Here is a 14,259-nt window from a genome sequence, read left to right on the forward strand (position 1 = left end):
CCGTACCCGGGTGGCCGTCGGCACCACCGGAGCGATCGATGAGTACGCGCGCTCACGATCGGGCGGAGGGCCGGTTTCCACCGTGGCCGGCATGGATACGCATTCGGTCCCCGCGAGTCCCCGGCCGTGAAGGAATCGGGGTGCCTCATCGGCTGCGTGATCGCGCTGTTCCTCTTTCTCGTCCTGCTCGCCCGGGGTCCCTCGGCGTGGACGAGACGCGCGGCGTCCCGGTCCACGTCGAACCGAGCGGACGGAGGGCTCCGGTCACCGTGGAGGTCGGCCGGCCCTACGGCACGTCTCGTGACACGGCTTACTTCCCGCTCGGCCTGGACCGAGCGAGCCGGCCGCTACAGCGTTCTCGCGTAGCAGCGGCTCTCCTCGTGGAAGCGGTAGTAGCCGAACTTCTCGCAGGGCTCGTAGCCGCTGGAGGTGTACAGGGCGATGGCCTCCGGCTGCTTCGTGCCGGTCTCCAGGACCATGCGGACGCGGCCGGCCGCGCGGGCGTCCTCCTCCAGGGCGGCCAGGACGCGGCGGGCCAGGCCCCGGCCGCGCATCTGCTCGCTCACGTACATGCGCTTCAGCTCGGCGTCGCCGTCCCGGTTGCCCTCGCCGTTGGCGTCCTGGGCGCGCCAGCCGCCGGAGGCCACGGGGACGCCGGACTCGTCGTACGCGATCAGGTAGATGCCGTTCGGAGGCCTGAAGTCCGCCGGGTCCATGGGGGTGGCGTCGCCGCCGTCACCGTAGCGGACGTGGTACTCGGCCTGGACTTCGGCGTCCAGCTTCACGGCGTCGGGGTGGTCGTAGGGGACCGGGCGGATTTCCATGCCGAATACCGTAAAACACGCCCGGACCTGGAGTGCCGTATCGTGCCCTGATGCTCACTGTGACCTCCGTCAACGTCAATGGACTGCGGGCCGCCGCCAAGAAGGGCTTCGTGGAGTGGCTGGCCGGGACCTCCGCCGATGTGCTGTGCCTGCAGGAGGTGCGGGCGGAGGCGAAGCAGCTGCCGGAGCAGGTGCGGGAGCCCGAGGGATGGCACGTCGTGCACGCTCCCGCCGCCGCCAAGGGGCGTGCGGGGGTTTCGCTGTACACCCGGCGTGAGCCGGACCGGGTCCAGGTGGGGTTCGGGTCGGACGAGTTCGACGACAGCGGGCGGTACGTGGAAGTCGATCTGCCCGGGGTGACCGTCGCCTCGCTGTATCTGCCGTCCGGGGAGGTCGGGACCGAGCGGCAGGACGAGAAGGTCCGGTTCATGGACCAGTTCCTGGTCTACCTCAGGGCCCTGCGCGAGCGGGCCGCCGCCGACGGGCGGGAGGTCGTGGTCTGCGGGGACTGGAACATCGCCCATGAGAAGGCCGACCTCAAGAACTGGCGCGGGAACACCAGGAGTTCCGGGTTCCTGCCGGAGGAGCGGGAGTGGCTGTCCCAGGTGCTCGATCCGGACGACGGCGGGTACGTCGACGTCGTGCGGGCCCTGCATCCGGACGTGGACGGGCCGTACTCCTGGTGGTCCTACCGGGGGCGGGCTTTCGACAACGACACCGGATGGCGGATCGACCTCGCCGTGGCGACCCCGGGGCTCGCGGGACGGGCGGTCGAGGCCCGTGTCGAGCGCGCCGCCACGCACGCCGAGCGGTGGTCGGACCACGCTCCGGTGACGGTGGTCTTCGACCACTAGCGACGGTCAGTCCCGCTTGCGCAGCCGCCGGTCCAGGGCCAGGGACAGTTCCGCCTCCACCACGCTGCGGGCCAGCGGGCGCAGGCGGTGGAGGGACTCCTGCGGGGCGTGGCGGAGGATCAGGCCGGCGAAGAGGTCGGCCAGCGCGTCGGCGTGGGTGCGGACCTCGGCGCCGGTGCGGAGCACCTCCCCGAGCGGGATGCCCTCGCGGACCAGGGCCGACGACACGTCCAGCAGGCGCCGGCTGATGTGGACGATCTCCTCGCCGTCGACGCCGAGGTAACCCAGGTCCAGTGCGGCGGCCAGGTTCTCCGGGGTGACCTCCCCGGAGAAGTGGTCGGCGAGTTCCTCGGGGGTGAGGCGGACCGGGGTCTCCTCGGTGGGGGTGTCCATGCCGAGGAGGTCGCCGACGTCGCGGCCGTGGTCGAAGGCCTCGGCGAGTTCCGCTATGCCGTTCAGGGTGTGACCGCGTTCCAGGAGCGCCGTGATCGTGCGCAGGCGGGACAGATGCTGGTCGTCGTACCAGGCGATGCGGCCCTCACGGCGCGGTGGCGGGATCAGCTTGCGCTCGCGGTAGAAGCGCAGCGTGCGCACCGTGATGCCGGCCAGCCGGGCCAGCTCGTCCATGCGGTACTCGCGCCGCTCACCGAGTCGTTCGCTGTCTTCTGCCACGCCTGAAGCCTAGGACGTACCGACGGTAACTTTCCTCGCGTGACCCCTACCCATCAGTACGGAGCCTGCTCTACCCTCCCCATTGCGCCAGTGTTCACTGGCGGAGTTCTGAGCGATGCGTGGAGGCTTCGGGATGGCCGAGCACGAACACGGACATGTACGAGTGGCGGTGGTCGGGTCCGGATTCGGCGGACTCGGGGCCGCCGTACGGCTGCGGCGCGAGGGGATCACCGACTTCGTCGTCCTGGAACGGGCGAGCAGTGTCGGCGGCACCTGGCGCGACAACAGCTATCCCGGGTGCGCGTGCGACGTGCCGTCGCACCTGTACTCGTTCTCCTTCGCGCCCAATCCCGACTGGCCCCGCTCCTTCTCCGGGCAGCGGCACATCCGCGCTTACCTGGAGCACGTCACCGACGTCTTCGGGCTGCGGCCCCACATCCGCTTCGACTCGGAGGTGAAGCGGATGGTCTGGGACGGCGAGCGGATGCGGTGGGAGATCGAGACGAGCAGCGGGAATCTCAGCGCGGACGTCGTCGTCTCCGCCACCGGGCCGCTGTCCGAGCCCAAGCTCCCCGACGTCCCCGGGCTCGACACCTTCCCCGGAAAGGTGTTCCACTCCGCCCAGTGGGACCACGACTACGACCTGCGCGGCAAGCGGGTCGCCATGGTCGGCACCGGGGCGTCCGCGATCCAGATCGTGCCCTCCATCCAGCCGCTCGTGTCGCGGCTGACGCTGTTCCAGCGCACCCCCGCCTGGGTCCTGCCCCGCGTCGACCGGGCCATCAGCGGTGCCGAGCGCGCCCTGCACCGGGCGCTGCCCGTCACCACCAAGCTGCGCCGCGGACTGCTCTGGGGCATCAGGGAGTTGCAGGTCCAGGCGTTCACCAAACATCCCGGCGAGCTCGGCTTCGTCGAGCAGCTGGCCAAGCGCAACATGGGCCGCGCGATCAAGGACCCGGCCCTGCGTGCCAGGCTCACCCCCGACTACCGCATCGGCTGCAAGCGGATCCTGCTGTCGAGCACGTACTATCCGGCGCTCGCGCAGCCCAATGTCGATGTCGTCGCGAGCGGGCTGAGCGAGGTGCGCGGATCGACCGTCGTCGGGGCCGACGGGAGCGAGGCCGAGGTCGACGCGATCGTCTTCGGCACCGGGTTCCACGTCACCGACATGCCGATCGCCGAGCGGGTCGTCGGCGCGGAGGGGAAGACCCTCGCCGAGAGCTGGGCGGGCGGGATGCAGGCGCTGCGCGGCGCCGCCGCCGCCGGGTTCCCCAACTGGATGACGGTCATCGGGCCCAACACCGGCCTCGGGAACTCCTCCATGATCCTCATGATCGAGTCCCAGCTGAACTACCTGGCCGACTACATGCGCCAGCTCGACGTCCTGGGAGGCCGGGTCGCCCTCGACGCCCGCCCCGGCGCCGTGCGCGCCTGGAACCACCGGGTGCAGGAGCGGATGAGGCGCACGGTGTGGAACACCGGCGGCTGCACCAGCTGGTACCTCGACGAGAGCGGGCGCAACACCACCATCTGGCCCGGTACGACGAGTGAGTTCCGGCGGGAGACCCGGCGGGTCGACCTCGCCGAGTACGCCGTTCTGCGGACGCGCCCCAGCCACCCGGTCACCCAGGAGAACTCCGAGGTGACCGCGTGAGCCGCCTCGCCCACGTCACCTCCGGGCCGTACGCCCCGCCCGCCGCCGCCCGTGAGCTGACCGCCCGTTCCGCCGACGGCGCCCGGCTACACGTCGAGGTGCACGGCCCCGAGCAGGCGCCCGCGGTCGTCCTCGCCCACGGCTGGACCTGCTCGACCGCCTTCTGGGCGGCGCAGATCCGCGAACTGGCCGCCGACCACCGGGTCATCGCCTACGACCAGCGCGGCCACGGACGCACCCCCGCGAGCCCGGCGTGCAGCACCGACGCGCTCGCCGACGACCTCGAGGCCGTTCTCACCGCCACCCTCGCGCCGGGGGAACAGGCCGTGGTCGCCGGGCACTCCATGGGCGGGATGACGGTGATGGCCGCCGCCGGCCGGCCCGCGTTCCGTGCGCACGTGGCCGCCGTCCTGCTGTGCAGCACGGGCAGTTCGCGGCTGGTCGCCGAGTCGACGGTGCTGCCGCTGCGGCCGGGACGGGTGCGGGCCCGGCTGACCGGGCGCATCCTCGGCTCCCGGGCCCCGCTCGGACCGGTCACACCGCTCGCCCGCCGGATCCTCAAGTACGCGACGATGGGCCCCGCTTCCGCCCCGGACATGGTCGAGGCGTGCGCCCGCATCGTGCACGCCTGCCCCCGCGCGGTGCGCCACGCCTGGTCGCGGGTGCTCGACGGGCTCGACCTCGACCACGGACTCGACCGGTTGCGCGTACCGGTCGAGATCGTGGCCGGCGGCGCGGACCGGCTCACCCCGGCCGTGCACGCCCGGTCGCTCGCCGCCGCGCTGCCCCACTGCCTCGGCGTCACCGAACTGCCGGGGATCGGCCACATGACACCGGTCGAGGCACCCGATCTGGTCACCGGGAAGATCCGGGCCCTGGCCGCCGCCCACATACCCGCCGTACCCGCCGTCGAGGAGAGCGCATGAGCAGGGGCAGTCTCGAAGGAAAGGTCGCCGTCGTCACCGGAGCGGCGCGCGGCGTCGGGGAGCTGCTGGCGCGCAAACTCTCCGCGCGCGGGGTGAGGGTGGCGCTGGTCGGGCTGGAGCCGGACGCGCTGAAGGACGTCTCCGCGCGGCTGCACAGTGACAGCGGCCACTGGTACGCGGACGTCACCGACCACGAGGCGATGGCCCGGGTCGCCGGGGAGGTCCGGGAGCGGTTCGGCCGGGTCGACATCGTGGTCGCCAACGCCGGTGTGGCGACGGGCGGTCCGTTCACCGAATCCGATCCGGAGTCCTGGCGGCGGGTGATCGAGGTGAACCTGATCGGATCGGCGGTCACCGCGCGGGCGTTCCTGCCGCTGCTCGCCGAGAGCCGCGGCTATCTGCTCCAGATCGCCTCCCTCGCCGCGATCACCCCGGCGCCGATGATGACGGCGTACTGCGCCTCCAAGTCCGGTGTGGAGGCGTACGCGCACGCGTTGCGGGCCGAAGTCGGGTACCGGGGCGTGAAGGTGGGCGTCGGGTACCTGTCGTGGACCGACACCGACATGGTGCGCGGGGCCGACCAGGACGACGTGATGCGGGAGTTGCGGCAGCGGCTGCCGTGGCCGTCCAACAAGACCTATCCGCTGGGCCCGGCCGTGGACCGGCTGGTGGCCGGCATCGAGCGGCGGGCGAGCCACGTGTACGGGCAGTGGTGGCTGCGCGGGATGCAGGGCGTGCGCGGTTACCTGCCCGCGGTCATCGGGACCGTGGGACAGCGGGAGATGCGGCGGTTCGGCGACCGGCTCGCGGGCGTCCGCCCGGGGTTGGTCGGGGCGGGCGGCAACGCCGATGAGCAGCACCGGAACACGGTCCGTGACTGATCGACATGCGTGGGGTGACGGGCCGTGTGAATCTGGTCGGGCAAGTTCCCCCCACCCCACAACGGGAGTGAACCCACATGGGTATGAAGGACCAGTTCCAGGAGAAGTCCGAGCAGTTCCAGCAGCAGGCCAAGCAGCGTGCCCAGCAGGGCAAGGAGCAGCTGCAGAACCGCGGCCGCCGTCGGGACGAGGACATGGACGAGCAGCGGCGTCAGCGGGAGTCCGAGGAGCGCATCGACCAGGACTACGACGCCTGACGTCGAGTGCCGAGGACGTCCGAGGACCGCTGAAGACGTCTGAACGCGTCATGCGCTGAAGCGGAAGGGGTGCCCCATGGCGAAGGGGCGCCCCTTCTCACGTCCGGGGCGGCAGCTTCGGCCGGGAGCGGTCGGGCACGTCGCGGTAGGTCGGAGGCGTCGCCGGAGGGCTGGTCTCCAGCAGGTCGAGGGCGAGCCGCACCGCGTCGTCGAGCACCGCGTAGCGGCCCTCGGCCCAGTCCAGCGGGGTGCGCAGCGCCTCCAGGTCGGGGGTGACGCCCTCGTTCTCCACGGACCAGCCGTACGCGTCGAACCAGGCCGCGTTCATCGGCACCGTGATCACCGTGCCGTCGCCGAGCCGGTGCCGGCCGGTCATGCCGACCACCCCGCCCCAGGTGCGCTGGCCCACCACCGGGCCCAGCCGGAGCAGTTTGAACGCGGCGGTGATCATGTCGCCGTCGGAGCTGGTCGCCTCGTCCGCGAGGGCGACGACCGGTCCGCGCGGGGCGTTGGAGGCGTACGAGACGGGCTGGGCGTCGCGGGTGAGGTCCCAGCCGATGATGGTGCGGGTCAGTTTCTCGACGACGAGTTCGCTGATGTGGCCGCCGGCGTTGCCGCGCACGTCCACGATCAGCGCGGGGCGGGACATCTCCATGCGCACGTCGCGGTTGAACTGGGCCCAGCCGGAGCCGCCCATGTCGGGGATGTGCAGGTAGCCGCACCGGCCGTCGCTCAACTCGCGCACCACCGCGCGGCGTTTGGCGACCCAGTCCTGGTAGCGCAGCGGGGTCTCGTCGACGAGCGGGACGACGGCGACCCGGCGGGGCGGGCCGGCGCCCTCCGCCGGGACGAACGTCAGCTCCACCGTCGTACCGCCCGCGCCCGCGAGCAGCGGGTAGGGGCCGGCGACCGGGTCCACCGGGCGGCCGTCGACGTGGGTGAGGACCGCGCCCTCGCGGACGCCGGTGCCGGCCAGCGGGGAACGGGCGCGGGAGTCGGAGGAGTCGCCGGGCAGGATCCGCCTGACCGTCCAGCCGGCGTCGCGGGGAACGAGGTTGGCGCCGAGCAGGCCCTGGCGGCGCTGGTAGTGCGGGGGCCCCTCGTTGCGGCGGGCGGCGGTGACATAGGCGTGGGAGGTGCCGAGTTCGCCGAGCACCTCGCGCAGCAGGTCCGCGAACTCGTCGGGGGAGGCGACCCGTTCGACCAGCGGGCGGTACTGCTCCAGGACCGCGTCCCAGTCGATGCCGCACATGCCCGGTTCCCAGAAGTGGGCGCGGATCAGCCGCCCGGCCTCCGCGTACGCCTGGCGCCACTCGGCGGCCGGGTCGGCCTCGTGCAGGATGCGGCGGGCGTCGATCCACACCGTGGAGTCGCTGTCGCCGGGCTCGGTGGCGGGCACCGCGCGCAGCTCGCCCTCGTCGACCACGACCAGCCGGGTGCCGTCGCCGCTGACCGCGAAGAAGTCCAGATCCACGACGAGTTCGGACTTCTTCGCCTTGCCGATGCCGAAGTGCTCCAGGGTCGGGCGGCCGCTGACGTCGTTCGGGTTGGCGAAGGTCTCGCCGAGCGCGCCGGAGATCGGCCAGCGCAGCCACACCAGACCGCAGCCCGCGACCGGGTACAGCCCCGAGTACTTGGAGGCGGCCACCGGGAAGGGGGTGACCCTGCTCTCCAGGCCCTCCGCCTCGACGGTCACCGTGCCGCCCTCGCCGCCCTCCTCGGCGTCCTCGCGCTCGACCGGGTCCAGCCCCCCGGCCGCCGGACGCCCCTCGGGGTTCAGCGCGAACGGGGAGGGGGTCGCCGACGACAGCGGCACCAGATACGGGCGGCAGCCCAGCGGGAAGGACAGGTCGCCGGTGTGCACGTCGTACACCGGGTCGAAGCCGCGCCAGGACAGGAAGGCGAGATAGCGGCCGTCCCGGGTGAAGACCGGGTTCTCGTCCTCGAAGCGGCCGTTGGTGACGTCGATGACCGTCCGGTCCTTGATCCGGGCGAGTTTGATCTGCCGCAGCGACCGCCCGATCCCGGGATGGGACCAGGTCAGCCACGCCCCGTCCGGGGAGAAGGCGAGGTCGCGCACGGGCCCGTTGCGGGAGCGGACCAGCTCGGTGACCTCCCCCCGGCTCTCCTCGTCGGTGTCGACCAGCAGCAGCCGCCCGTCGTGCGCGGCGACGGCCAGCCGCTGCCCCTCCGGGTCGGCCACCGTCTCCAGCACCCGGCCCAGCTTCCCGGCGGCCAGCCGCCGGGGGGCGCGCTGGCCGGTGGCCCGGGGCAGGGAGGCGATCTCGATCGCGTCCTCGCCCTCGGCGTCCGTCACGTACGCCACCCGGTCGCCCGCGCCGAGCATCTCCGGCAGCCGGACCCGTACGCCCGGGGTGTCGGTGAGGGTGCGCGCGGGACCGTCGCGGTGGGTGAGCCAGTACAGGCTGCCGCGTACGACGACGGCGCTCGCGCGGCCGGTCTCGTCGACCGAGATGCCGTCGAGGTGGCGGGCGGCGGGCACCTGGTAGGAGCGCCGCCCGGAGCGCGGCCCGCTCAGCGTCACGTCGAGACGGTGCGGGGCGGCGCCGGCGGACAGGTCGTCCACGATCCACAGGTCGCCGGCGCACTGGTAGACGACCCGGGTGCCGTCACTGGCGGCGTGCCGGGCGTAGAAGGCGTCGTGATCGGTGTGGCGGCGCAGGCCGGAGCCGTCGTACGCGCACGAGTACAGGTTGCCGACGCCCTCGTGGTCGGAGAGGAAGGCGATCCGGCCGGCGACGAACATCGGGGAGTGCAGATGGCCGTCGAGTCCGTCGAGGAGCCGGTGCCCGTGCAGCCACAGCCTGCCCGTGGCGCCGCCCCGGTAGCGCTTCCAGGAGGCCGGTTCGTGCGGCGGGGTGCCGGTGAGCAGCAGCGACCTGCGCTCCCCGGCGAGGTCGGCGACCTGGATGTCGGAGACCGGGCCCCAGGGCAGTTTGCGGCCGGGGCTGCCGTCGCAGGCGAGCTTGTAGGCCCAGGTGAAGTACGAGAAGGGCTCGCCGTGCGAGGCGACGGCGAGGATCTCGGCGTGGCCGTCGTCGTCGGGGGGCGCCCAGCCGCAGACCCGGGTGTCGGAGCTGCCCCAGTAGGTGAGGCGCCGGCCGGGTCCGCCGTCCACCGGGACGAGGTGCACCTCGGGGTCGAGGCTGCGCCAGCTCGTGTACGCGATGTGGCGGCCGTCGGGGGAGAAGCGGGGGTGGCCGAGTTTGGTGCGGTCGACGGTGAGCCGCCAGGCGCGGCCCGGGCCGTCCAGCGGGGCGAGCCAGAGGTCGTCCTCGGCCACGAAGCACAGCAGGTCGTCCTTGAGGTGCGGCAGGCGCAGATAGCTCACCTTTCCCATGCTTTGCCGGGGTTCGGGGCCCGGCAACTTATAAGTAACCGACAACTGTGACGCGAGCCACGAACGAAACCGTTTCGTTTCGCTAGAGGGTGGAGTACCTTCGTCTTGTACGAAACCGTGTCGTTTCTTTGACAGGGTGGACACCGGAGCGGAAGGGTGAACGGTATGAGCGAAGCAGTGACGACGCGCCGAAGCCGGATCACCCCCGAGCGCGAGGCCGAGTTGTACGGGGCCGTGCTCGACCTGCTCCGCGAGGTCGGCTACGACGCCGTCACCATGGACGCCGTGGCCGCCCGCACCCGGTCCAGCAAGGCCACCCTCTACCGCCAGTGGGGCGGCAAGGCCGAGCTGGTGGTGAGAGCGATGCGCAGCCAGAAGCCCGGCGGCATCGCCGACGTCGACACCGGCACCCTGCGCGGTGACCTGCACACCGTCGTCAGACGTGAGGACGACTGCGCCATGGCACAGAACGCGGCGCTGATGCGTGCGCTGGCCATGGCGGTCCACATGAACGACGATCTCCGCCAGGCGTTCAAGGAACTCCTGGTCGAACCGGAGATGAAAGGGTTCCGGCGGATGATCCGGCGCGCGGTCGACCGGGGCGAGGTCCGCCCCGACAACCCGGCGCTGGACTACGTGGTGCACATGCTCGTCGGCGCGTTCGCCACGCGGACGCTGATCGACGACCTGCCGCCCACGCAGCAGTTCCTCACCTCGTACATCGACGCCGTGGTGCTCCCCGCCCTCGGCGTGACCACTCACTGACCGTCCCCTCAGCCAGTCACCACCTGACGTCACCGCTCACGTCGTCGGGCTGATCACCCCTGCCCCGAAGCAACCACGACCTGACCGGGAGTACGCCCTCGTGGCCACTTTCCTCTATCGACTCGGCCGGTTCGCCTTCAGGCGACGGCATCTCGTAACCCTCTTCTGGGTGGCGCTGCTGGCGCTCGCGGGCGCCGGCGCCGTCGGCGCCCCGGCGGCCGGCAACTCCTCCTTCTCCATCCCCGGCACCGAGGCCCAGAAGGCCTTCGACCTGCTGGAGGAGCGCTTCCCCGGCTCCAGCGCCGACGGAGCGACCGCACGCGTCGTCTTCAAGGCACCCGCCGGCGAGAAGATGACCGACGCCGGCAACAAGAAGACCGTCCAAAGCACCGTCGACACCCTCGGCGGCGGCTCCGAGGTCGCCGGTGTCACCGACCCGTACCAGGGCGGCGGCGTCAGCGAGGACGGCACCGTCGCCTACGCCTCGGTCAGCTACAAGGTCTCCGGCATGGAGCTGGAGGACTCCTCACGCGATGCCCTGGAGGGCGCCGCCGAGGACGCCCGTGACGCCGGGCTGACCGTGGAGATCGGCGGTGACGCCCTCCAGGCCGTCCCGCACACCGGAACCGCCGAGATCATCGGCATCGGCGTCGCCGCGGTCGTCCTCGTCATCACCTTCGGCTCGCTGCTCGCGGCCGGGCTGCCGCTGCTCACCGCCGTCATCGGCGTCGGCATCGGCGTCGCCGGCATCACCGCGCTGGCCGGCGCGCTGGACCTCGGCTCCACCACCTCCATCCTGGCCAGCATGATCGGCCTCGCGGTGGGCATCGACTACGCGCTGTTCGTCGTCTCCCGCTACCGGGCCGAACTGGCCGAGGGCCGCGCAGGCGAGGAAGCGGCCGGCCGGGCCGTCGGCACGGCGGGCTCCGCGGTGGTCTTCGCCGGCCTGACCGTCGTGATCGCCCTGGTGGGCCTGTCGGTCGTCAACATCCCGATGCTGACCAAGATGGGCATCGCCGCCGCCGGCACGGTCGCCCTCGCGGTCCTGATCGCCCTCACCCTCATCCCCGCCCTGCTCGGCTACGCGGGCCGCCGGGTCCGTCCGGCCGGCGAGAAGAGCAAGCTGCTCGGCGGTGGCCGCGCCGCGAAGAAGCCGCAGCGCCCCAACATGGGCACCCGCTGGGCGAGCTTCGTCGTCCGCCGTCCGGTGGCCGTCCTGCTGCTCGGCGTCGTCGGTCTGGGCGCCGCGGCCGTCCCGGCGGCCTCGCTGGAACTCGGCCTGCCCGACGACGGCTCGCAGCCGACGTCCACGACCCAGCGCCGCGCCTACGACCTGCTCTCCGAGGGCTTCGGGCCCGGCTTCAACGGCCCGCTGGTGGTCGTGGTCGACGCGAAGAGCAGCGACGACCCGCAGGCCGTGTTCAAGCAGGCCGCCGACGACATCAAGGGCCTCGACAACGTCGTGAACGTCAGCCCGGCGCAGCCCAACAAGGCCGACGACACGGCGACGATCACCGTCGTTCCCGACGCCAAGCCCTCCTCGGTGACCACCGAGGACCTGGTGCACGACATCCGTGACACGGGTGCGGACATCCAGGCCGACACCGGCGCCGACGTCCTGGTCACCGGCGCCACGGCGATGAACATCGACGTCTCGCAGAAGCTCAACGACGCGCTGGTGCCGTATCTGGTCCTGGTGGTCGGCCTGGCCTTCCTGCTGCTGATCGTGGTCTTCCGCTCGATCCTGGTCCCGCTGAAGGCGGCCCTCGGTTTCCTGCTGTCCGTCATGGCGGCCCTCGGCGCGGTCGTCGCGGTTTTCCAGTGGGGCTGGCTGTCCGGCCTGATGGGCGTCGAGGAGACCGGCCCGATCATGTCGATGATGCCGATCTTCATGGTCGGCGTGGTCTTCGGACTGGCCATGGACTACGAGGTGTTCCTCGTGACCCGGATGCGGGAGGCCTACGTCCACGGCGAGAAGCCCGCCCAGGCCGTGGTGACCGGCTTCAAGTACAGCGCGCGGGTGGTGACCGCGGCGGCGGTCATCATGATGGCGGTCTTCTCCGGCTTCATCGGCTCCAGCGACTCGATGGTCAAGATGATCGGCTTCGGCCTCGCGGTCGCCGTCCTCTTCGACGCGTTCGTCGTCCGCATGGCGATCGTCCCGGCGGTGCTGGCCCTGCTCGGCGAGAAGGCCTGGTGGCTGCCGAAGTGGCTGGACCGCGCCCTGCCCAACGTGGACGTCGAGGGCGAGGGCCTGCGCACGGAGGGCGACCGGAAGGACGAGGACCGGGAACTCGTCCGGGCCTGACGGCCTGAACGAGTACGCAGAACCAGCCGGTGAGGGCTCCGTGGGGACGGGGCGCCCTCACCGGCTTCCTTCTGCGGGAGTTTCGGGACCCCGCGTCAGGTGCCGTATACCGTGGAGCGATGTCCGACGTGAACGACCCGGACCGTCAACTCTCCGTTGTCCACCGTGTAGATGACGCGGTAATCGCCGACACGGAGTACACCGTGGCCTGAGCCGACCGCCACGTCTCTGTCGGACACGGGCGGGTGCGTGGGCGCGGTACGGGGGGCACCCTGGAATGAGAGGAATTCCGGAGGTGATCGTCATGACGCACACCGCAGTGGGATGGCACGTGGACCTGGAGTTCGAGGAGGACGACCGGCAGACGCGCGCCGCCGCGATGGTCCGGCTGCCCGACGGGACCGAGGTACGGGCCCACGGTCACGCGAGCCGGCACCACACCGACTCCAATCAGCCACGGGTCGGGGAGGAGATCGCCGGCGCACGCGCGCTGAACGAGCTCGCCATGCAGATGCTCACCAAGGCGCACGGTGAGATCGACGACGCGTCGGGCCGCATCTCGCACCCGATCCACGTCTAGGACCTAGGCCGTCAGGGCCTGCCGTACCGCCCGTATCAGCGCCTGGGCCCTGGGATCCGCCGTCACCGTCCTGCGGAAGCCGTTGGTGACATAGCCGAAGGCGACGCCCGACTCCGGGTCGGCGAAGCCGAGGGAGCCGCCGCGGCCGGGGTGACCGAAGGAGCCCGGGGCCAGGAGGGGGGAGGCGCCGCCGTGCAGCATGTAGCCGAGCCCGAAGCGGGTGCTGACGACCAGCACCCGGTCGGGGCCCGCCGACTCCTCGGCGCGGGCGAGTGCGACGGTGGCCGGGTCGAGGAGGCGTACGCCGTCGACCGGGCCGATCAGTGACGCGTAGAAGCGGGCCAGCCCGTCCGCCGTCGCGATCCCGCCCGCGGCGGGCAGGGCCGCCGCGCGGAACACCGGGTCGTTCTGGTCCGGGAAGGGCGTGATCGCCGCGAAGGCGCGGCGGGTGAGGGAGGACGGGTCGGCGTAGGCGTCGGCGACCGAGCGCTTGGGGCGGGCGCGGAGCGTCCCGGACGGCTCGGGGCCCTCGATCCTGCCGACCGTGCCGACGCGGTGGGCCCGCGCGTCCGGCAGCCCCACCCACAGGTCCAGTCCCAGCGGGCCGGCGATCTCCGACGCGATCCACTCGCCGGACCCACGGCCGGTCACGCGGCGCACCAGCTCGTCGACCAGCCAGCCGTAGGTCAGCGCGTGATAGCCGTGGTCGGTGCCCGGCTCCCACACGGGAGCCTGCGCGGCGAGGGCCTCGGCGGCCCGTACCGGGTCGGCCGCCTCGTCCAAGGTGAGCGGACGGTCCAGGACCGGGAGCCCGGCGCGGTGGTTCAGCACGTGCCGGACCAGCAGCCGCTCCTTGCCGTGCGCCTTGAACTCCGGCCAGTACCGGCCGACCGGGGCGTCCAGGTCCAGTTCGCCGCGCTGGTGCAGCAGCAGGAGCACGGCGGCGGCGACGCCCTTGGTCGCCGAGCGCACGACCTGCGCGGTGTCCCGCCGCCAGGGCTCGGTGCCGTCGACGTCCCGCACCCCGGCCCACAGGTCGACGACCTTGCGTCCGTCCCGGTACACGGCGACGGCGGCGCCCCGGTCCCCGAGCACCTCGAAGTTCCGCGCGAACGCCTCCCCGACCGGCTCGAAACCCTCGGCCACTGTGCCGTGCACGTCGACGCCCACGTTCCTG

At 72.1% G+C, this 14,259-nt stretch carries 13 protein-coding genes; 8 read left to right on the forward strand and 5 right to left on the reverse strand.

The window, feature by feature from the left end; all coding sequences use genetic code 11:
- Window positions 1-347: 347 nt before the first annotated feature.
- The gene (locus ACFXAE_RS08095) at window positions 348-824 is read right to left on the reverse strand and encodes a GNAT family N-acetyltransferase (protein WP_384709781.1); all 477 of its coding nucleotides are present in this window, start codon (window positions 822-824) and stop codon (window positions 348-350) included.
- Window positions 825-874: 50 nt separating this feature from the next.
- On the opposite strand from ACFXAE_RS08095, the gene ACFXAE_RS08100 reads away from it, so the two are divergent.
- The gene (locus ACFXAE_RS08100) at window positions 875-1,678 is read left to right on the forward strand and encodes an exodeoxyribonuclease III (protein WP_384709784.1); all 804 of its coding nucleotides are present in this window, start codon (window positions 875-877) and stop codon (window positions 1,676-1,678) included.
- Between the two features lie 6 nt (window positions 1,679-1,684).
- Here the strand turns inward: ACFXAE_RS08100 and ACFXAE_RS08105 are convergent, their stop codons facing one another.
- On the reverse strand, window positions 1,685-2,305 hold the full coding sequence (locus ACFXAE_RS08105; protein WP_384710123.1) for a MerR family transcriptional regulator: 621 nt from the start codon (window positions 2,303-2,305) through the stop codon (window positions 1,685-1,687).
- Window positions 2,306-2,483: 178 nt separating this feature from the next.
- Here ACFXAE_RS08105 and ACFXAE_RS08110 point away from each other — a divergent pair, with 178 nt between their 5' ends.
- From ACFXAE_RS08110 to ACFXAE_RS08125, 4 genes are all read left to right on the forward strand, one after another.
- Window positions 2,484-4,004 carry a flavin-containing monooxygenase gene (locus ACFXAE_RS08110; RefSeq protein ID WP_384709787.1) on the forward strand — a complete coding sequence of 507 codons (1,521 nt, stop codon included), beginning with the start codon at window positions 2,484-2,486 and terminating at the stop codon, window positions 4,002-4,004.
- Window positions 4,001-4,930 (forward strand): alpha/beta fold hydrolase, encoded by a 930-nt coding sequence (locus ACFXAE_RS08115; protein WP_384709790.1) that lies wholly within the window; start codon window positions 4,001-4,003, stop codon window positions 4,928-4,930. The genes ACFXAE_RS08110 and ACFXAE_RS08115 overlap by 4 nt, the downstream gene beginning before the upstream one ends.
- Window positions 4,927-5,811 carry an SDR family oxidoreductase gene (locus tag ACFXAE_RS08120; protein ID WP_384709793.1) on the forward strand — a complete coding sequence of 295 codons (885 nt, stop codon included), beginning with the start codon at window positions 4,927-4,929 and terminating at the stop codon, window positions 5,809-5,811. The genes ACFXAE_RS08115 and ACFXAE_RS08120 overlap by 4 nt, the downstream gene beginning before the upstream one ends.
- 77 nt (window positions 5,812-5,888) lie before the next feature.
- Entirely contained in the window at window positions 5,889-6,068 is a 180-nt protein-coding gene (locus ACFXAE_RS08125) for a hypothetical protein (RefSeq protein WP_384709796.1), read from the forward strand.
- A gap of 97 nt (window positions 6,069-6,165) precedes the next feature.
- On the opposite strand, the gene ACFXAE_RS08130 is transcribed toward ACFXAE_RS08125, so the two are convergent.
- The gene (locus tag ACFXAE_RS08130) at window positions 6,166-9,420 is read right to left on the reverse strand and encodes a S41 family peptidase (protein WP_384709799.1); all 3,255 of its coding nucleotides are present in this window, start codon (window positions 9,418-9,420) and stop codon (window positions 6,166-6,168) included.
- A 174-nt stretch (window positions 9,421-9,594) separates the two neighbouring features.
- Between ACFXAE_RS08130 and ACFXAE_RS08135 the strand changes: the two genes are divergently transcribed.
- Together ACFXAE_RS08135 and ACFXAE_RS08140 are read left to right on the forward strand one after the other, a co-directional pair.
- Window positions 9,595-10,194, forward strand: coding sequence for a TetR/AcrR family transcriptional regulator (locus ACFXAE_RS08135; RefSeq protein ID WP_384709802.1), 600 nt, complete (start codon window positions 9,595-9,597; stop codon window positions 10,192-10,194).
- 100 nt (window positions 10,195-10,294) lie between these two features.
- Entirely contained in the window at window positions 10,295-12,502 is a 2,208-nt protein-coding gene (locus ACFXAE_RS08140; RefSeq protein WP_384709805.1) for an MMPL family transporter, read from the forward strand.
- Between the two features lie 95 nt (window positions 12,503-12,597).
- Here the strand turns inward: ACFXAE_RS08140 and ACFXAE_RS08145 are convergent, their stop codons facing one another.
- Window positions 12,598-12,741, reverse strand: coding sequence for a type II toxin-antitoxin system RelE/ParE family toxin (locus tag ACFXAE_RS08145; protein ID WP_384709808.1), 144 nt, complete (start codon window positions 12,739-12,741; stop codon window positions 12,598-12,600).
- A gap of 65 nt (window positions 12,742-12,806) precedes the next feature.
- Here ACFXAE_RS08145 and ACFXAE_RS08150 point away from each other — a divergent pair, with 65 nt between their 5' ends.
- The gene (locus tag ACFXAE_RS08150; protein ID WP_384709811.1) at window positions 12,807-13,082 is read left to right on the forward strand and encodes a DUF1876 domain-containing protein; all 276 of its coding nucleotides are present in this window, start codon (window positions 12,807-12,809) and stop codon (window positions 13,080-13,082) included.
- A 3-nt stretch (window positions 13,083-13,085) separates the two neighbouring features.
- Here ACFXAE_RS08150 and ACFXAE_RS08155 read toward each other — a convergent pair whose 3' ends face one another.
- Window positions 13,086-14,252, reverse strand: a complete 1,167-nt coding sequence (locus ACFXAE_RS08155; protein WP_384709814.1) for a serine hydrolase domain-containing protein — start codon at window positions 14,250-14,252, stop codon at window positions 13,086-13,088.
- Window positions 14,253-14,259 lie beyond the last annotated feature (7 nt).

Origin of the sequence: Streptomyces sp. NPDC059454 (assembly GCF_042749965.1) — a bacterium.
GTDB lineage: Bacteria > Actinomycetota > Actinomycetes > Streptomycetales > Streptomycetaceae > Streptomyces.